Below are 18,401 nucleotides of genomic sequence, written 5' to 3' on the forward strand. Positions count from 1 at the left end.
TCAATATTTTATTCGAAAGGAGCAGATTTTGTGCTAATCTTTAGATTTTATCACAAGCAAATAACCACTATTTATCTTTATCTTAATCTTACTATCTGTAAATACATTGCTAATCCCATAAGGCATCTCTAAAGACATATCTTGACCAGATAAAGGATAAAACAACCCTTCAGTGTAAATCCCTCTAACGTCTAAACTGTACGGAATCAATGAAACTACATCACCTGATTTGCCTTCCAATTCGATAAAATCATCAATAAGATAAACTTCATTTTTTTCGCTCAAAATTTTTCCCTTTATTTTTCTCTTAAGAAGGTACAATAAAAGCGACAAATTTGCTAATGAATGATCAAATCTACTTCCTATCGTCGCTAAATACACGATCTCATTAGCTCCTATGTCTATAGCCTTTATCGTTGCAAGTTGACTATCCGTCTCGTCTTTCATAGTAGGATGTTTTTCAATGATTACACCTTGTTGCAAATAATAATCTATAATTTTATCATCCGCTGAATCCAAATCACCTACGATGTAATTTGGCATTATGCCTAATTTGTAAGCTATATTAGCTCCACCATCCGCACAGATTACCACGTCGCATTCATCGATTGGTTTTTTAAAATAGTTGGAATCTTTAAATTCTCCATTTGAGATAATACAAACCTTCATTTTAGTGCTGCCTCTCTAAGTTTTTTTAAATTTTCACCAGGATCTCCATTGGCAAATATAAACGAACCAGCCACAATCACATCAGCTCCAGCCAAAACTACATCCTTTATATTATCAATATTAATACCTCCATCAACTTCTATCTTAAAATTCAATCCCTTTTCATTTCTAATTGATGCTAATTCTCGAATTTTTTCATACATGCCATCTATAAATACTTGCCCTCCAAAACCAGGGTTTACAGTCATAATCAACACCATATCAACTGATGACAATACATATCTTAATGTATCTAAAGATGTAGCAGGGTTTAGTGCCACGCTTGCATTTATACCCATTGACTTTATCAATTGCAAAGTTCTGTCTAGATGTACACATGCTTCCTGATGTACTGTTATATTTTTGGCTCCAGCATCGACAAATTCTTTTACGTATTTGTCAGGCTCTTCTATCATTAAATGAACGTCAAATGGAATCTTGGTTTTGCCTTTTAAAGCATTTAATACCAATGGTCCAATCGTTATATTAGGGACAAAATGCCCATCCATAATATCTATATGCAAATACTCGGGTTTCTCTACTTCAACTTTTCGTATATCAGATAACAAATTTCCAAAGTCAGCCGATAAAATCGACGGAGAAATTTCCATTATTAATATTTCCTCCTTCTGTTCGCTTTTAGTTCATTATATAAACTTAAATAATTTGAGTACCTTGTTCTATCAATCATCCCACTCTCAACAGCACTTTTAACTCCACAATCAGGTTCATTAATATGTAAGCACGAATTAAATCTACATTCTGTTTCAAAGACTTGAAAATCTTTATAAAAATTTTTGAGATTTTTTTCATCAATATCAAGATTTAGAGAGGTAAAGCCAGGCGTATCCAATACATAGCCACCATCAATAGGTATTAACTCCACATTTCTTGTCGTATGCTTTCCTCTATTAAGCTTTTCACTTAAATCTCCAATCTCTTGCCTTTCATGCCCATGAATACAATTTATCAAAGAAGATTTTCCTACGCCAGATGGACCTGTAAAAAAAGAAGTTTTACCTTTTAGAATTGTTTTTAACTTGTCGATTCCAATGTTATCGTATTTGGAAGTAGTAATCACTTCGTACCCTAATTTTTTATATGTATTGTATATTGGCATGTATTCATCTTCATTAACTAAATCAACCTTATTTATGCAGATGATGGGATTTATCTCGTTTACTTCAGTTAATATTATCATTTTATCAAGCTGCAATCTGTTTAAATCAGGATTAACTATCGAAAAAGTAATTATTGCTTGATCTACATTTGACACAGGTGGCCTTACTAATTGGTTTTTCCTGTCATGTATATTCACTATGAATCCATCTTTTAAATTTTGTGATTCGACATCAACGTAGTCTCCAACAATAGGTATAATATTGGAAATTCTAAATTTACCACGAGCACGGCATTCTATGGTGCCATGCTCGGTGGAAACATAGTAAAAACCTCCAATGCCTTTAATAATTCGTCCTACTAATACCACTAAAATTTCGCCCCCATCGTTTCGTAAACATTGCCGTTTATATCAACTTCAATAATAACATTGCCTTTACCACTAACTGGTACTGTTATTGGACTGTCTGCATAGGTATACGTATTTGAATACTGCAATGTCTTATTGCCATCTTGTATAACATAAACATCAACTTTCATAGGGCCTTCTTGATTAGGCAAGTTAATTGTAATCTCTTTTGTCTTATATCCTTGAGGCAATTGAGTCTGCGTCTGTTGCTGTTGCTGCTGCGTCTGTGTTGATTGGCTCACAATCAAATCGATAGATTTGCCCTTTTGAATGCTGGTGCCCTGAGGTATGCTTTGCGAGATCACAAAATTATCAGGCACGCTGTCACTTGGTTGTGTAGTTACATTTCCAACCTTAAGTCCTACATCTTCCAAAGCTTTTGTCGCATCATCAAGCGACATGTTCTGGACATTAGGAACTGTAACCATTTCTGGTCCTTTGCTTACATAAACATCAACAACAGTATTGTATTCAACTTGCACACCTTGCCTTGGATTTTGATCATACACGTAGCCATTTGGATAGCTATCATTGTAGTCCCAAATTAAATTTGCATTTAGCCCACTATTTTTTAATTTCAACTGAGCATCTCTGTATTCACTGCCTATGACATTAGGAACAACGGAATTCTGTTTTCCTTTGCTGACTACTACGTTAACAGTAGAACCCTTCTTTACAGTCTCTCCTGCCGGTGGATCTTGTGACAAAATAGTGTTGGTCGGAGCATCGCTGTATTGACTGTCTGAAATATTTAACTTCAAATTGTTATTTTCCAATATTGTAGTTGCTTTGTCTAGTGTTTGACCTTTTATATCAGGCACTTTCACTTCTGCTGCAGTAGCCATGTTGTTTAAAAAATACATAGTACCGTAAGACAGTGATGCCATAAGCGCTAAAATCAATATTGCAATCCCTATATTTCTTAAAATTTTTCTTCCTTTTCTTTTGCTCGGTGTTTTTGAATCCTTAATCTTCTCGTTAATTTCTTCCGCCTTCATGACCCTCGTAACATTGTTGTCAGTTAAATCACCTATGATCAATTTATCTGGATCGCTTATAAACGTATCAATATCATTCAAAAGTTCAGCCGCACTTTTATATCTGTAATTTATATCTTTTTCGGTGGCCTTTAAAACTATCTTGTCAAGTTTATAAGGTACTCGAGGATTCAACTTTGATGGTGGTACTATATTTTCCTGTATATGCTTTAATGCAACCGATATTGGGCTCTCACCTTCAAAAGGAACTTTGCCAGTTAGCATTTCATACATGACAATTCCCAGCGAATATATATCGGTCTTTTCGTCTATCATGGCACCTTTCGCCTGTTCTGGCGAAAAATAGTAAGCAGTACCAAGAACATCTCCTCCACCATATGTTATGGTAGAACCATTAGCTGCTCTTGCAATGCCAAAGTCTGTTACCTTTACAATGTTGTCATCTGTCACCAATATATTTTGTGGCTTAATGTCTCTGTGAACAATATGATGTTTATGAGCGTGTTCCAACGCTCTACATACTTGCCTTGCTATATCCAAGGATTTTGGTATAGGCAAAGGTCCATTCGTTTCCTTAATTAATTGTTTTAAAGTTTTTCCATTGACATATTCCATTACAATATAGTATATATCTCCTTCTTGTCCAACATCATATATGCTGACAATATTAGGATGAGAAAGGCTTGCTGCCGCTTGTGATTCTCTTTTGAACCTTCTTACAAACTCTTCATCTGACACAAATTCCGATCTCAATACTTTTATGGCAACAATCCTATTCAAAAGATGGCATTTTGCCTTATATACCTTTGCCATACCACCTTCGCCTATCTTTTCCAGTATCTCATATCGATTTCCAAGCATTTTACCAACCATATAGTCACACCTCCTTTACCGCCACAATAGTAATATTGTCAAAGCCACCATTTTGTTTTGCCATTTTAATCAGATTATCGCAAGCCTTATCTATGCTTTCAGAACTATTAAATTCCTTTAAAATCAAATCGTCTGTAAGCATATTTGTCAATCCATCTGTGCACAGCAAAAAGACATCATTTTTAAAAACATCGCCAGTAAATATATCTACTTCTATTTCCTCATCGATGCCAAGTGCCCTTGTTATAATGTTTTTCTGTGGATGATTTCTTGCTTCTTCATGGGTTATCCTGCCTAATTTCACTAATTCTTCCACATAAGAATGATCTTCAGTAATCTGCATGAGCTTATCGTCTCTTATTAAATATGCTCTGCTATCACCTATGTGACCAATAAAAAATTTTCCATTCTCTATCAAAAGGAGAGTTAGCGTTGTACCCATTCCTGTAAGGTCTATATTCGAAAAAGATTCATTAAAAACGTGAGAGTTTGCACTTCTAACCGCATCCTCAATAAATTTCTTTATCGAATCATCATTTTTATTACAACTACTATAATTACTAAAAAAATACTTTGTAATGACCTCTATTGCGTATCTGCTTGCAACTTCACCGCCATTACATCCACCCATGCCGTCAGCTACAATAAAAAGTTTTATTCTTTCATCTGTAGAAATAAAATATGAATCTTCATTATTTTCTCTTACATTACCCTTATCAGTAAGTGCATATACTAACATCTAAATCATTTCACCCTTCCAGCTAAATATTTCCTTCTTAATTGACCACAAGCTGCATCGATGTCACTGCCAAGTTCACGCCTCACTGTACATGTAATGCCACTTCTCTCAAGCACATTCTTAAAAGCCATTATCTTCTCGTTATCAGCCTTTTCATAGCCAATCTCGTTGACGTAATTCACTGGTATTAAATTTACATGACACAAAAGCCCCTTTAAGAGATTGGACAGTTTTAAGCTCATATCATAGCTATCATTTACGCCTTTTATAAGCGAGTATTCAAAAGTTATCCTTCTATGAGTTTTGTCTATATAGTACCTACATGCATCAATTAAATCTTTTATAGGATAAACCTTATTTATGGGCATTAACTGTGAACGCAAATCATCAGTAGGTGCATGAAGCGAAATAGACAAATTAACTCCTAACCCTTCATCTGCAAATTCGTAAATTTTAGGCACAATTCCGCATGTGGAGATAGTAATATGTCTAACACCTATGCCCATGCCAAATGGATTATTGACAATTTTTATAAATTTCATAACTTCATCATAGTTATCAAATGGCTCACCGCTGCCCATCAACACTATATTGGAGATCTTACCATAATCTTTATTCATTATAAGGACTTCGTCTACCATTTCAGATGCTTTTAAATTTCTGACTTTACCGCCAATCCCTGATGCACAAAACGAACATCTCATATTACATCCCACTTGAGTAGATATACAAGATGTATTACCAAAGCTATACTTTATCGCTACACCTTCAACAATATTTTCATCATCCAGCAAAAAAAGATACTTAGCTGTTCCATCTTCACTTGATACGACTTTTTTTGCAATTTGCAAATTAGAAATGAAGGCCATATTTTTCAACTTTTGCCTTAAATCTTTCTTTAGATCAGTCATGTCATCAAAACTGGTAACCCCTCTATAAATCCAACGAAAAACCTGCTTTGCTCTGTACTTTGTTTCACCAATGTCAAGAAAAAACTTTTCAAGTTCATCAATAGTCATGTTTTTTAAATCTATCAATTAAAACGCCTCCAAAATTTCATACAGATATTATATCACAAATTTAATTATTTCTCTGCAATTTACATATAAAAAAGCCGTCTGTATTATTGATATTTGGCAACAATTGCAGGTAGCCTTTACCGTCTACTTGTGATGCTAATTTTTCAGAAAGAAAAGGTCTTATGTCGGAAATCTCGAAATTCTTATTTTCACCCAAAAATCTATCAATAATATTCATATTTTCTTCTCTTCCAATCGTACATGTGCTGTACAATATATATCCGCCTTTTTTGACATATTTAGAGCTGGAGCTAAGTATGCTGTATTGAATGTTATTCAGCTTTTTAATATCTTCATCCGTATAGCTCTTTAATTTTATATCCGGCTTTTTCCTTATAATTCCTATTCCGGTGCATGGAACGTCAGCCAATACCTTGTCTGCCTTGTCTATATATTTTTCATTTATCTTGGTTGAATCAAACACATACGCATCCACATTGTTTACGCCTAATCTTTTGCAATTCATTCTTATTAAATCAATCTTATGCTCATGAATATCAAACGCAATAACTTTTCCTTTATTGTTCATTAATTGAGAAATATGTGTAGTTTTCCCACCCGGTGCGCTACATACGTCTATTATAAGATCGTCTGGATTAGGTGATAAAACTTTAGATATGATCATAGCACCTTCATCTTGGATCTGCACAAAGCCATTTTTGTAGATTTCATCACCTGCAATATTTTTTAAATCAATATAATAAGCATCATCCACATACGATCCCTTTTTAAAATTCAATCCTTTGTCAATCAATATTTTTTCAAAATCCTTACTTCCTATTTTTAAAGTGTTAAGCCTTATGGATATCTGCGGCTTTTCATTTAATGACTTTAATATATCCTCAGCCGTATCTTTATCATAATTATTTAAAAGTCTTTTTACAATCCATTCAGGATATGAATATTTAAATGCCATATATTCAACAACATTTTTGTCAGATTTTAATATATCAATCTTTGCAGAATTGCGCACATAATTGCGAAGCACAGCATTAACAAACTTAGAAGCATGTATTCCCGCATACTCCTTAGCAAGATTTACAGCTTCACTAATAGCCGCATATTGAGGCACTTTATCCATATAAATTATTTGATACAACCCCATCTCGAGTATTATCAATATTTTGTTGTCTATCTTTTTGATGCCTTTTGACGAACAACGATCAATTATTTGATCTAAAGTTTGTTTTCTCTCTATTGTACCAAAAACTATTTCTTTAATGAAACTTTTGTCTATATCTCTCAACTCATTGTTATTAAGATACTTGTTCAACACAATATTGGAATATCCTTTTTTTACAATTATATCGTACAAAATTTTAAAAGCAGTATTTCTCTGATTCATTAAAACACCTCTAAAATTTTAATAAATAAGGGATAGAAATTAATCTCTCCTATCCCTTAAAATTATCAGCCTAATAAGATTCATAATAGAAGCAAATGCAGCGGCAACATACGTCAAAGCAGCCGCATTAAGAACCTGCCTTGCTGGATAAAGTTCATCTCTCATGAAAAGCCCACCAGATTCCAGAAGCCTTATTGCTCTATTGCTTGCATTAAGTTCTACTGGCAATGTTATTATTTGAAACAAAACAACTGCTGAAAAGAGTATTATGCCTATATCTATCAATTGTGTATATCCAAACAAAAAACCCATCAGCAAAAGCGGCCATGAAATTGTCGTACCGATATTTGCAACAGGTACGATTGCATTTCTCAATTTAAGAGGAATGTATCCATTAGCATGCTGTATCGCATGCCCTGTTTCATGTGCCGCAACGCCTATAGCTGCTATAGAATCACTGCTATAGACGGTTGGAGAAAGCCTTAGCACTCTGCTTCTTGGATCATAATGATCTGTCAGATTACCTGGTATCATCTCAATGCTAACATCATATAGCCCCGCATCATTTAGCAATTTCCTCGCCACTTCATAAGCTCTGTATCCATACCTGTTTCTTACATTTGAATACCTGTTAAACGTGCTTTGTACTTTAAATTGAGCATACATTGCAAGTAAAATTGCAGGTAACAGCAATATATACGTAGGATCGTAATACCAAAACATAAATCCTATCCTCCATTCGTAAAATTGATAATCGCTTTTTCGACTTCATCTAAATCCACTTTTGTGTTGAAGCAAGGGCCATAAGGTCTTATATTTATTATACCATAAACGGGTATTTTTTTCACATCCAGTATTCCACTTGTTAGGTCTCTTTCACATGCAATAGCAATGATGGCTTTTGGTTTAGTGTCCATGACAGCTTTTCTAGCTAAAGTGCCTCCAGTTGCAATTGCGATTTTTACACCATACTTCTCTTTTAGCTTTATTAAGTCGCTGACCTGACATTTCCCACATCTTTGACAATTGTCAATGTCATTGGTAACTTTAAATTTACACTCATTAAACTGTATGCAATGAGGCGTCAATATCAATAGCTCCTCAGGTAAATACTTGCCTTTTCTTGAACTTACTAAAAAGTTATTGATATTTGTAAATGACTGTTGAATCTTATCCTTCTTAACACCAAATATACCACCTAATATCTCCAAAAGCGGATATAACCCATCTATCAGCAATAATAATGTTTTATTCAGTATTTCATTATTTCTTCCTCTATAAATCACATACAAAAAAGCAAAAACTGTAAGAATCAAGACAATAGTAATTGCAGAGAAAAATAATATTGCAGATCCTATTAAAAAATTATACAAAGCTGAGCTTTTGCTTCTCACAATATATAAAAGAAAAAAAATACTTAACGTCATTAACAATATCAATATACTCAATAATCCAAAAAAAACACGCTTTTTCCCATTCAAATTGTTATCCCCTCTAATTGATCGCCCTTTTTTATTAAGTGTCCCCTTAAATAGTCTTCAACATTCATTTTTCTCGTGCCTTCACCTTGAATTTCTATTACTTTCAACGCTTCTTTACCACATTTTATTATCAAAGTATCATCTGACTCGATAATTGTACCAGGTTTTTCATCACCAAAATAATGGTATACATCAGCAGACCAAATTTTTAACATACTGCCATTATAGTACGTATATGCACCAGGCCATGGCCTTAATCCTCTAATGAGATTTCTTATTTCAATAGCATCTTTTTCCCAATTTATAAGCCCCATCGATTTTTCAAGCATCGGAGCATACGTCGCTTTGCTATCGTCTTGTTTTACACTCATTAAAGTACCATTGCACATCATGTTTATAGCATCTATTAAAACGTCTCCGCCTAATATTGCCAGTTTATCATGTATCGTCTCAGCATTATCTTCTTCTAATATTGGTATTGACTTTTGCAATAAAATGTCACCAGTGTCCAATCCCTTTTCCATATACATTATAGTAATTCCTGTCTCTTTTTCACCGTTTATTACAGCCCAATTTATGGGTGCAGCTCCTCTGTACTTTGGAAGCAAAGATGCATGAACATTTATACATCCAAATTTCGGGATTTTTAAAATTTCTTCTGGAAGAATTTTGCCATATGCAGCCACAACTATTAATTCAGGATTCAATCTCCTTATTTTTTCAAATACTTCTTCATTGTTCTTTAATTTAAGAGGCTGATAGACTTCTATGCCATGTTTTATAGCAAATTCTTTTACGGGTGGAAAAGACAATTTTTTGCCTCTGCCTTTAGGCTTATCTGGTTGTGTAATAGCCAACATCACATTGTGACCAAATTCAACCAATTTTTTGAGTGAAGGTACAGCAAATTCAGGCGTACCCATAAACACAATGTTCAAATCACTCCGCCTCCATTTTTTCTTCCTCGTCATTTATTATTCTTATCGCTTTATTTACAAACAATATTCCATTTAAATGATCAATTTCATGTGACAATGCTCTGGCTAAAAAGTCTTCTCCTTCGATTTCTTTATACTCTCCGGTTCTGTCTTGATACCTTACTCTTACCTTTTTAGGACGTTTGACTTCTCCTGTCACGTTAGGAACGCTTAGGCATCCTTCTTTTCCTATTTGTTCGCCTTCTTCTAATATTATTTCTGGATTTATCAATTCTATCAAACCATCTCCAACATCCACTACCACCAGTCTTCTCAAGATACCAATCTGGTTTGCAGCAAGTCCGACGCCATCAGCATTATACATAGTTTCAGCCATGTCATCCAAAATCATAATAACATGATCATCTATTTTATCAACGTATTTTGCCTTTTTATACAGTATAGGATCTCCAATTTTTCTAATATACCTTAATGCCATATAAATCCTCCTTAAATTAAATTAAGCGGGTCCAAATCATACGATAGTTTGATGCCTTTCATAAAATTATGGCTATTTAAAGCATCACATATATCTTCCAAAACACTTCTTTCAACTGATTTTACAATAATCTGCCACCTATAATTGTTTTTTATCCTTTCGATAGGAGCAGATGACGGACCTAATACTTTATTATAACTCTTTATTTCATTTTTGTTAATAGTTTTAATAATCAAATTATGTACCAATGCGGCACTAGATATTACGTTATTTTTCTCTGGCCCTGATATCAATATATTTAATAAATGTGTAAAAGGAGGATACATGTATGTTTCTCTATAATGTATTTCTTCATTGAAAAAAGCTTCATAATCTTGATTTTTTGCAGCTATTATGCTGTAGTTATCATCTTCATATGTTTGAATTATTACTCTTCCAGGCTTTTCTCCTCTGCCAGCCCTTCCCGCTACCTGTGTTAAAAGCTGAAAAGTCCTTTCCCCTGACCTAAAATCAGGTATATTCAGCGTTATATCCGCCAGAATAACTCCTACCAGCGTCACATTTGGTATGTCAAAGCCTTTTGAAATCATCTGCGTGCCTATCAATATGTCTGCATTTCCGCTTCTAAATTCATTAAAAATTTTTTCATGAGCTCCTTTTGTTTTAGTAGTATCAATGTCCATTCTTAAGACTCTACTTTTAGGAAATAATCGCTTAACTTCCTTTTCTACACGCTCTGTTCCAATGCCTAAATATCTAATTCGCTTGCTTCCGCATTTAGGACACGTACGAACTGTATCGATATTGTATCCGCAATAATGGCACTTTAACTTTCCATCATCTGCATGATATGTAAGTGATATATCACAATTTGGGCACTCAGGAACATAACCACAATCCCTGCATACGACAAATGAAGAAAATCCCCTTCTGTTTAGGAACAAAATAGTCTGTTCACCTTTAATCAAATTTTTTTTAATTTCATAATAAAGTTTTCTACTAAATATTGAATTATTGCCATCTGCCAATTCATGACTCATATTGACAATTTCGACTTCAGGTAAACTAATCCCTATTCTATTTTTTAATCTCAAAAGTTTATACTCATTATTGAGAGCTTTATAGTACGTTTCAACCTGAGGTGTTGCAGACCCCAGCAGCAAAACAGCTTTCTCTATCTCACATCTTTTTTCCGCAACTTCTTTTACATTATACTTTGGCTTAAAATCAGATTGTTTATAAGTATTTTCATGTTCTTCATCTATTATTATTAGCCCTAAATTAGAAAATGGTGCAAATACTGCATTTCTAACACCAACGACAATTTTCACATCGCCATTTACAATTTTTCTCCATTCGTCAAATCTTTCTCCATCGGATAATCCGCTATGCAAAACAGCAACCAAATTACCAAACCTTGAAACAAATCTTTCGATAGTCTGAGGCGTTAAAGATATCTCCGGCACCAGGACAATCGCTTCTTTTCCTAATTCGATGCATTTCTCAATAAGCTGAAGATAAACTTCTGTCTTTCCACTTCCAGTAACGCCAAACAAAAGATACTTCTCGAAAATACTTTTTCCAATGATTTTTTTTATTTCATTTATAACTTGCTCCTGTTCTTTAGTGGGAATATGCTTTTTCGTTCTATTACAATCTGTCGCTTTAAACCTATTTATCTCCTCATAATCTACTGACAAAATCCCTTTTTTAACCAAACTGTTTACAGTTGAATAACTTACATTTAAGTCTTTTACTAGATCTGATAATGCAACCAAGTCGTTTTTCTTTAAATAATTTATAATCTCAAGTTGCCTCTGAGTAACTTTACAATCATAAACAAAACTATTATTAAGCTTGACTGTCTTTACCTTTTTTATGCCGCTTTTTGTCCCTGATGGAATGATGCACTGCAAGCTTTCAGAAATATTGCATTTATAGTAGTCTTTCATCCAAAAAGCTAAGTCTAACAATTTGTCATCAAACAATACAATATCATCAACAACATCAGCTATAGGCTTTACCTTGTCTATTGGTACATCTGTTTTTTCTGATAAATTTATAACGTAACCTTCTACTGTACTTCTATTTACAGGCACTAAAACTTTAGTGCCTATCTTTATGTCGTTTATGCCATCTGGCACAATGTAAGTTAAAATCCTATCGATATTTCGTGAATACTCACTTAAAACAACATCAGCAAACATAAATACCCCCATAAAAAAAAGCCTTTAGGCTATCTAATAAAAAGATTTTTTATCTCATCAAGTATTACATGAGCTACATCGGTTTTGCTCATTAAAGGATACTCTTTTACGTTCATATCCTTGTCTATGATGCTAACTATGTTTGTATCACCTGAAAATCCAGCCCCTTCTCTTAAAACATCATTAGCTACAATCAAATCTAAATTTTTTCTTATAATCTTATTTTTGGCACTTTCTATCAGATTTTCAGTTTCTGCGGCAAAACCGACTAAAAAAGTATTACCTTTTTCTTTTCCAAACTCATATAAAATATCTGGATTTCTGACTAACTTCAATGCAAGATCATCGTCATTTTTCTTTATTTTGTTACTTTTATATATCTCCGGCCGATAATCAGCAACAGCAGCAGCTCCAATAAAAATATCAACTTTACCTTTAAATTTCATAACTTCATTGTACATCTCAAGAGCAGTATTTACGTGTATAGTTTCAATATCGATTGGATCATCTATATTTGTAGGACCTGAAATCAAAATAACATTAGCTCCTCGAGATTTTGCAGCCTTTGCAATTTCAAAACCCATTTTTCCAGAAGAACGATTTGTAATATACCTTACTGGATCAATTGGTTCAACTGTTGGTCCTGCAGTGACTAAAACAGTAATACCATCATAATCTTTTTTTTCTATCCCTAATAATTCCAATATTTTTTTCTCGATATCCTCGATTTTTGCTAGTTTGCCTTTGCCAAATGTGCCGCAGGCTAATCTTCCATCTTCAGGCTCTATTATAAAATATCCAATAGACTTAAGCTTCTTTAAATTTTCTTGAAATAATATGTTTTGATACATATTTGTATTCATTGCAGGGGCAATAACAACTTTCGCATTAGTAGCCATTATAGTGGTTGTAAGCATATCATCCGCTATACCATTGGCTATTTTACCTATGATATTTGCCGTAGCAGGAACGATAGCAAACACGTCTGCTTTTTCTGCCAATGCTATATGTTCTATTTCCCAAAACTTAGGACTTTCAAACATATCAACAATCACTTTATTGTGTGTTAGTGATTCAAATGTCAGTGGTGAAATAAATTTTGTGGCAGACTCTGTCATTATAACATCAACATTTATATTCTTTTTAACAAGCCTTGAAACCAAATCTGCTGATTTATATGCAGCAATACCTCCAGTAACACCAATGACCACATTTTTCGTATAAGCCATTAAAACACCTTCTACTTCAAACCAAATTTTTGCCTTTCAAATGTTATAAGTCCTTCATTTATTTCCTCAGTAGCAATTGTCACGGGTTTTTTTGAATCAGTCTCAACAAGACTTGGTTCACCGCTTATTATCTGTCTTGCACGCTTTGAAACTAAAGCACACAAAGTATATTTACTGTCAATTTTATTCATTAAATCTACTATCGATGGATATAAAATCATTTAGCATCTCTCCTTTATTTCAAGATATAATCCCTTATTTCTATCAACTCTGCACTTTTCAGCTTTTATAATCGCAAGGATTTTATCAACAGCTAAATCAACATCATCATTTATCACCACATAATTATATCTGGAAACGAAATTTATTTCTTCATAAGCACTTTTAAACCTCTTTAAAATCTCTTCTTCAGTTTCTGTTCCTCTCTTCTTGATTCTATTCTTAAGCTCTTCCATAGACGGTGGCAAAATAAACACAAATACGCCTTCTGGATATTTGTCCTTAACTTTTAAAGCACCTTGAATGTCGATTTCTAAAATTACATCATGACCTTCATCTATATTTTTTTGTACAAATTCTTTCGGTGTACCATAATAATTATCATACACCTTTGCCCATTCCAAAAGCATGTTATTTTCTATAAGAGTTTTAAACTTTTCAACTGTAGTGAAAAAATAATTTTCACCGTCAACTTCTCCATTGCGAGGTTTTCTAGTAGTCATTGATATGCTTAATTTGAGATTTTCGTCTTTCTTTAAAAGTGCTTTGCAAACCGTTCCTTTTCCAGCACCTGACGGACCGGATATTACAATCAATAAACCCTTATTGTACAATAACATCATTCCCCTTAATCTTCAGATTCTTCTTCAATAATTTCCTCATCAATTATGTCTTTTGAATTTAGTCTATTTGCAACTGTCTCTGGTTGAACTGCTGATAATATTATGTGGTCACTATCTGTTATTATAACAGCTCTAGTTCTCCTACCATATGTAGCATCAATAAGCATACCTCTGTCCCGCGCCTCTTGTATAATTCTTTTTATAGGAGCAGACTCAGGACTAACAATGGCTACTAATCTGTTTGCCGAAATAATATTGCCAAACCCTATATTTATTAGTTTGATGGCCATAATAATTATCCTCCTACTCTATATTTTGTACTTGCTCCCTTATCTTTTCAATCTGATCTTTTAATTCTATGACTCCATTTATTATACCGAGATCCATTGACTTTGAACCAATTGTATTTGCTTCTCTGTTCATCTCCTGTGTCAAGAAATCTAATTTCTTTCCTATAGGCATAGAACTATCCAGTGAAAACTTAAATTGGCTTATATGACTTCTAAGCCTTGTTATCTCTTCTGAAATGCTCGTCTTATCTGCCATTATTGCCACTTCAGTTAAAAACCTGTTCTGATCAAGTTCACCACCAATAAGCTCATTTATTCGTGTTTCAAGTTTTTTCTTATACTCATTTATAACGGCAGGTCCTCTTTCCTCTATCTTATCAATTATACCACTTAACATGTCCAATCTATTTATTATATCGTCTTTTAATTTTATACCTTCTAAAACCCTCATGTCAATTAAATTTTTAATGCTCATGTCTAATGCTTTATCTACGATAGTCCAAACATTGTCTATGTCTACATTAACGCTTTTCACATCTATTATTCCCGGTATTGATAGAATATCGCTTAATTTTATGTCATCTGTAAGATTAACACTTTTTTTTAAGTCATGAATTATATTTATGTATTGGTTTAAAAGATCGTAATTTAACTCAAGGGAATCAAGACTTTTTTCATAAGCCTCAAGAGAAATATTTATCTCTACTCTACCTCTTTTAATGCTTTCCCCAATTTTTAGCCTTATCCTATCTTCTAACCCACTTAAAACTTTCGGAAGTTTTATCGACAAATCCAAAAACCGGTGGTTTAAACTTTTTATTTCAGTTAAGACGTGAAAGCCATTTTCGATTGCTTCACCTCTGCCAAAACCAGTCATGCTTTTTATCATCTTATCACCCATCAATATTATAATCAACATTATTTCCTTCTAAACAATATCTATATCACCAGTAAAAACTTTTTCGGCTTTACCTGTTAAATAAATATTGTTATCAGATGTCCATTCAATATACAAATCTCCCTTTTTAAAATGAACATAAACATTCCTCTTTGTCCTATTTGTTAATGCGGAAGCCACAGCCGAAGCGCAGGCACCAGTGCCGCAGGCAAGAGTCAAGCCTGCACCTCTTTCCCAAGTTCTCACCGTAATATTATTTTCATCTTCAACTTTGACAAAATCAACATTTGTTCCACGTGGAAATATATGTAATTTTTCAATTAACGGCCCTACATTCACAATCATATTTTCATCAATAGAATTAACAAAAATAACAGTATGCGGTACGCCAACTAGTAACGATGTTACAGTATAAGCTCTTCCATCTATTTTTATCGTCTCTTCTATAAATTGATTTTTATCTGTTTTTACTGGAATTAAATCGGGCCTAAAATTAGGATTGCCCATGTGAACTCTTACTTTGTCCACATTATCATTTTCAAATATTAATTCTGGCATTACAATGCCAGACAATGTCTCAACTGACATTTTCCCTTTTGAAACTATGCCATTTTCATAGACATACTTTGCAAAGCAGCGCGCTCCATTCCCACACATTTCTGCTTCACTGCCATCCGAATTGATAATTCTCATCTTAATATCTGCTATTCCAGATGGCTCCACTATCAAAAGACCATCTCCGCCTATGCCAAAATGCCTATCACACAATTTTCTCGCTAAAACGTCATACTCTAACTCTTTGTTTTCTAAATTTTCAAAGACTATAAAATCATTGCCTAATCCATTCATCTTTGTAAATTTCATAACTTTTTCACCTCTTACTACAAATAACGCATATATATTATAACATAAATTTATAAAAAACTGGTTATATAATTTTGCTCAATTAATTTTTTGCAATCATCATATCGCTGATTTATTTGTAATAAATTCATGCCGTGATATACTATTAAGTAGAATTGCATTTAGAAAGGAATGTTCAACATGGCTTTGGATGGAATAACACTATATGGAATAGTCAATGAACTAAAAAGCACACTGCTTGACGGAAAAATAGATAAGATATATCAGCCCGAAAAAGACGAAATCATAATCTTTATCAGAAATAACGGCAAAAATTACAAATTGCTTTTATCAGCAAATGCAAATTTTCCAAGAGTATATCTAACAGATGAAAATAAAGAAAATCCAGTTACTCCCCCTATGTTTTGCATGTTACTTCGAAAGTATTTGCAAGGTGGAAAAATTATAGATATATACCAAAGGGGATTCGATAGAATTTTATTCATCGATGTTTTAAGTCGTGATGAATTAGAAAAAGAGGTCATAAAAACATTAGTAATAGAAATAATGGGAAGATACAGCAATATTATATTAATAGATAAAGAGAGTAGAATTATAGTCGATAGCATTAAAAGAGTATACAAGGATATGAGCAAAATACGGGAAATAGTTCCCGATGTCAAATATGAGATGCCCCCACTACAAGATAAATTTACAATTCAAGATTTTACAAAAGATGATTTGTCAAGAAAATTAAAATTAAAAAGCGGCAAAAAGGTTGATAAAGCCCTTTTAGAGCTTTTTGAAGGATTTAGCCCTGTTTTATCAAGGGAAATTGCATATAGGAGTAAAGTAGATGATAGATACATAAATGAGCTTTCAGAAGACGATATGGAGAAACTGAATTGCAATTTAAATTTATTGAAAAGCCTTTTAGAAAATTCAAATTTTAAACCATGTATTGCTTATATTGACGATAATCCTTATGAATTTTCTATCATTGAACTTACACAGTATGAAAATTTAGTTTTCTATAAAAGTGTCAACGAAGCCGCATTAAAGTTTTATAGAGAAAAAGCAAATGCAGAAAGTTTAAAATCCCGTTCACATGATTTAAAAAAGCTTATTCAAACGCACTTAGAGAGATTATATAATAAACTTGGCAAGCAATTAGATGAATTGAAAAATGCTGAGAATGCAGATATATACAAACTATATGGGGAGCTTATAACGAGTAATTTGTATAAACTTAACAAAAAAACCGATACATTTAAAACTATAAATTATTATACTGGTGAAGAAATAACAATACCACTTGATATAAAATATACGCCAAATGAAAATGCTCAAATGTATTTTAAAAAATATGCTAAATTAAAAAATGCAGTAGAATTTCTTACAAAGCAAATAGAAGAAACAAAAAAAGAAATAGAATATCTAGAAGGACAACTTTTAAATGTTGAGCAGTGTACATTGCCATCAGAAATAGACGAAATAAGAGAAGAATTAGCAGATACAGGATACATAAAAAAGAAAAATAAAGACAAAAGACAAAAGAAAAGTATATCAAAACCTCTACACTATATATCTTCAGATAATTTTGATATCTATGTTGGGAAAAATAATGTACAAAATGATTACCTTACAATGAAATTTGCAGATATAAATGATGTATGGCTACATACGAAGAATATTCCCGGCTCACATGTCATAATCAAAAGCAAAGGCGCTAATATTCCTGACAGTACTATTTTAGAAGCTGCAAAATTGGCAGCAATGCACAGCAAAGCAAAAAATTCTTCAAATGTACCAGTTGATTACACGTTAAGAAAGTACGTTAAGAAACCAACAGGAGCAAAACCAGGTTTTGTAATCTATACAAATCAAAAAACATTGTATGTGACACCTGATAATAAGTAGGTATT

At 33.1% G+C, this 18,401-nt stretch carries 19 protein-coding genes; 1 reads left to right on the forward strand and 18 read right to left on the reverse strand.

The window, feature by feature from the left end:
* Positions 1-33: 33 nt before the first annotated feature.
* The 18 genes from ACZ42G_RS08350 to dapF form a co-directional block, all read right to left on the reverse strand.
* Positions 34-669 (reverse strand): thiamine diphosphokinase, encoded by a 636-nt coding sequence (locus ACZ42G_RS08350; protein WP_464850063.1) that lies wholly within the window; start codon positions 667-669, stop codon positions 34-36.
* Positions 666-1,319, reverse strand: a complete 654-nt coding sequence (gene rpe, locus ACZ42G_RS08355; RefSeq protein ID WP_045411894.1) for a ribulose-phosphate 3-epimerase — start codon at positions 1,317-1,319, stop codon at positions 666-668. Before rpe ends, ACZ42G_RS08350 begins: the two co-directional genes overlap by 4 nt.
* Positions 1,320-1,321: 2 nt before the next feature.
* Positions 1,322-2,197, reverse strand: coding sequence for a ribosome small subunit-dependent GTPase A (gene rsgA, locus ACZ42G_RS08360; protein ID WP_085112023.1), 876 nt, complete (start codon positions 2,195-2,197; stop codon positions 1,322-1,324).
* Complete coding sequence (gene pknB, locus ACZ42G_RS08365; RefSeq protein WP_274892841.1) at positions 2,197-4,107, reverse strand: Stk1 family PASTA domain-containing Ser/Thr kinase; 1,911 nt, start codon at positions 4,105-4,107, stop codon at positions 2,197-2,199. The genes rsgA and pknB overlap by 1 nt, the downstream gene beginning before the upstream one ends.
* Before the next feature lie 4 nt (positions 4,108-4,111).
* Positions 4,112-4,846: a Stp1/IreP family PP2C-type Ser/Thr phosphatase gene (locus ACZ42G_RS08370; RefSeq protein ID WP_045411886.1), complete on the reverse strand. Its 735-nt coding sequence runs from the start codon at positions 4,844-4,846 to the stop codon at positions 4,112-4,114.
* Between the two features lie 5 nt (positions 4,847-4,851).
* Positions 4,852-5,883 carry a dual-specificity RNA methyltransferase RlmN gene (rlmN, locus tag ACZ42G_RS08375; RefSeq protein WP_085112025.1) on the reverse strand — a complete coding sequence of 344 codons (1,032 nt, stop codon included), beginning with the start codon at positions 5,881-5,883 and terminating at the stop codon, positions 4,852-4,854.
* A gap of 43 nt (positions 5,884-5,926) precedes the next feature.
* A complete protein-coding gene (gene rsmB, locus ACZ42G_RS08380; protein WP_464850065.1) occupies positions 5,927-7,270 on the reverse strand; it encodes a 16S rRNA (cytosine(967)-C(5))-methyltransferase RsmB in 1,344 nt (447 codons plus the stop codon).
* Between the two features lie 39 nt (positions 7,271-7,309).
* Positions 7,310-7,993, reverse strand: coding sequence for a zinc metallopeptidase (locus ACZ42G_RS08385; protein ID WP_464850066.1), 684 nt, complete (start codon positions 7,991-7,993; stop codon positions 7,310-7,312).
* A 5-nt stretch (positions 7,994-7,998) separates the two neighbouring features.
* The gene (locus tag ACZ42G_RS08390) at positions 7,999-8,664 is read right to left on the reverse strand and encodes a DUF116 domain-containing protein (RefSeq protein WP_464850067.1); all 666 of its coding nucleotides are present in this window, start codon (positions 8,662-8,664) and stop codon (positions 7,999-8,001) included.
* A gap of 83 nt (positions 8,665-8,747) precedes the next feature.
* On the reverse strand, positions 8,748-9,689 hold the full coding sequence (gene fmt, locus ACZ42G_RS08395; protein ID WP_085112029.1) for a methionyl-tRNA formyltransferase: 942 nt from the start codon (positions 9,687-9,689) through the stop codon (positions 8,748-8,750).
* Position 9,690: 1 nt separating this feature from the next.
* Positions 9,691-10,167, reverse strand: coding sequence for a peptide deformylase (def, locus tag ACZ42G_RS08400; RefSeq protein ID WP_085112030.1), 477 nt, complete (start codon positions 10,165-10,167; stop codon positions 9,691-9,693).
* A gap of 11 nt (positions 10,168-10,178) precedes the next feature.
* Complete coding sequence (gene priA / locus ACZ42G_RS08405; RefSeq protein WP_464850068.1) at positions 10,179-12,374, reverse strand: primosomal protein N'; 2,196 nt, start codon at positions 12,372-12,374, stop codon at positions 10,179-10,181.
* 29 nt (positions 12,375-12,403) lie between these two features.
* Complete coding sequence (gene coaBC / locus ACZ42G_RS08410) at positions 12,404-13,603, reverse strand: bifunctional phosphopantothenoylcysteine decarboxylase/phosphopantothenate--cysteine ligase CoaBC (RefSeq protein ID WP_085112032.1); 1,200 nt, start codon at positions 13,601-13,603, stop codon at positions 12,404-12,406.
* Positions 13,604-13,614: 11 nt separating this feature from the next.
* Positions 13,615-13,824, reverse strand: coding sequence for a DNA-directed RNA polymerase subunit omega (gene rpoZ, locus ACZ42G_RS08415; RefSeq protein ID WP_013788169.1), 210 nt, complete (start codon positions 13,822-13,824; stop codon positions 13,615-13,617).
* Positions 13,825-14,442 carry a guanylate kinase gene (gene gmk, locus ACZ42G_RS08420; RefSeq protein WP_168170177.1) on the reverse strand — a complete coding sequence of 206 codons (618 nt, stop codon included), beginning with the start codon at positions 14,440-14,442 and terminating at the stop codon, positions 13,825-13,827.
* 8 nt (positions 14,443-14,450) lie between these two features.
* Positions 14,451-14,735, reverse strand: a complete 285-nt coding sequence (gene remA, locus ACZ42G_RS08425; protein WP_013788171.1) for an extracellular matrix/biofilm regulator RemA — start codon at positions 14,733-14,735, stop codon at positions 14,451-14,453.
* Positions 14,736-14,748: 13 nt separating this feature from the next.
* A complete protein-coding gene (locus ACZ42G_RS08430) occupies positions 14,749-15,654 on the reverse strand; it encodes a YicC/YloC family endoribonuclease (RefSeq protein WP_240495787.1) in 906 nt (301 codons plus the stop codon).
* 9 nt (positions 15,655-15,663) lie between these two features.
* Positions 15,664-16,497 carry a diaminopimelate epimerase gene (dapF, locus tag ACZ42G_RS08435; RefSeq protein WP_464850069.1) on the reverse strand — a complete coding sequence of 278 codons (834 nt, stop codon included), beginning with the start codon at positions 16,495-16,497 and terminating at the stop codon, positions 15,664-15,666.
* 180 nt (positions 16,498-16,677) lie between these two features.
* On the opposite strand from dapF, the gene ACZ42G_RS08440 reads away from it, so the two are divergent.
* On the forward strand, positions 16,678-18,396 hold the full coding sequence (locus ACZ42G_RS08440; RefSeq protein ID WP_464852140.1) for an Rqc2 family fibronectin-binding protein: 1,719 nt from the start codon (positions 16,678-16,680) through the stop codon (positions 18,394-18,396).
* Positions 18,397-18,401: the final 5 nt, after the last annotated feature.

The organism is Thermoanaerobacterium calidifontis (assembly GCF_055381745.1).

Bases quoted from the DNA above. Each gene is read 5' to 3' on its own strand.
- ACZ42G_RS08350 (WP_464850063.1), bottom strand. From the start codon at position 669: ATGAAGGTTTGTATTATCTCAAATGGAGAATTTAAAGATTCCAACTAT.
- dapF (WP_464850069.1), bottom strand. From the start codon at position 16,497: ATGAAATTTACAAAGATGAATGGATTAGGCAATGATTTTATAGTCTTT.
- rpoZ (WP_013788169.1), bottom strand. From the start codon at position 13,824: ATGATTTTATATCCATCGATAGTAGATTTAATGAATAAAATTGACAGT.
- coaBC (WP_085112032.1), bottom strand. From the start codon at position 13,603: ATGGCTTATACGAAAAATGTGGTCATTGGTGTTACTGGAGGTATTGCT.
- rpe (WP_045411894.1), bottom strand. From the start codon at position 1,319: ATGGAAATTTCTCCGTCGATTTTATCGGCTGACTTTGGAAATTTGTTA.
- ACZ42G_RS08440 (WP_464852140.1), top strand. From the start codon at position 16,678: ATGGCTTTGGATGGAATAACACTATATGGAATAGTCAATGAACTAAAA.
- rsmB (WP_464850065.1), bottom strand. From the start codon at position 7,270: ATGAATCAGAGAAATACTGCTTTTAAAATTTTGTACGATATAATTGTA.
- def (WP_085112030.1), bottom strand. From the start codon at position 10,167: ATGGCATTAAGGTATATTAGAAAAATTGGAGATCCTATACTGTATAAA.
- remA (WP_013788171.1), bottom strand. From the start codon at position 14,735: ATGGCCATCAAACTAATAAATATAGGGTTTGGCAATATTATTTCGGCA.
- gmk (WP_168170177.1), bottom strand. From the start codon at position 14,442: ATGTTATTGTACAATAAGGGTTTATTGATTGTAATATCCGGTCCGTCA.
- pknB (WP_274892841.1), bottom strand. From the start codon at position 4,107: ATGGTTGGTAAAATGCTTGGAAATCGATATGAGATACTGGAAAAGATA.
- priA (WP_464850068.1), bottom strand. From the start codon at position 12,374: ATGTTTGCTGATGTTGTTTTAAGTGAGTATTCACGAAATATCGATAGG.
- ACZ42G_RS08385 (WP_464850066.1), bottom strand. From the start codon at position 7,993: ATGTTTTGGTATTACGATCCTACGTATATATTGCTGTTACCTGCAATT.
- ACZ42G_RS08370 (WP_045411886.1), bottom strand. From the start codon at position 4,846: ATGTTAGTATATGCACTTACTGATAAGGGTAATGTAAGAGAAAATAAT.
- ACZ42G_RS08430 (WP_240495787.1), bottom strand. From the start codon at position 15,654: ATGTTGATTATAATATTGATGGGTGATAAGATGATAAAAAGCATGACT.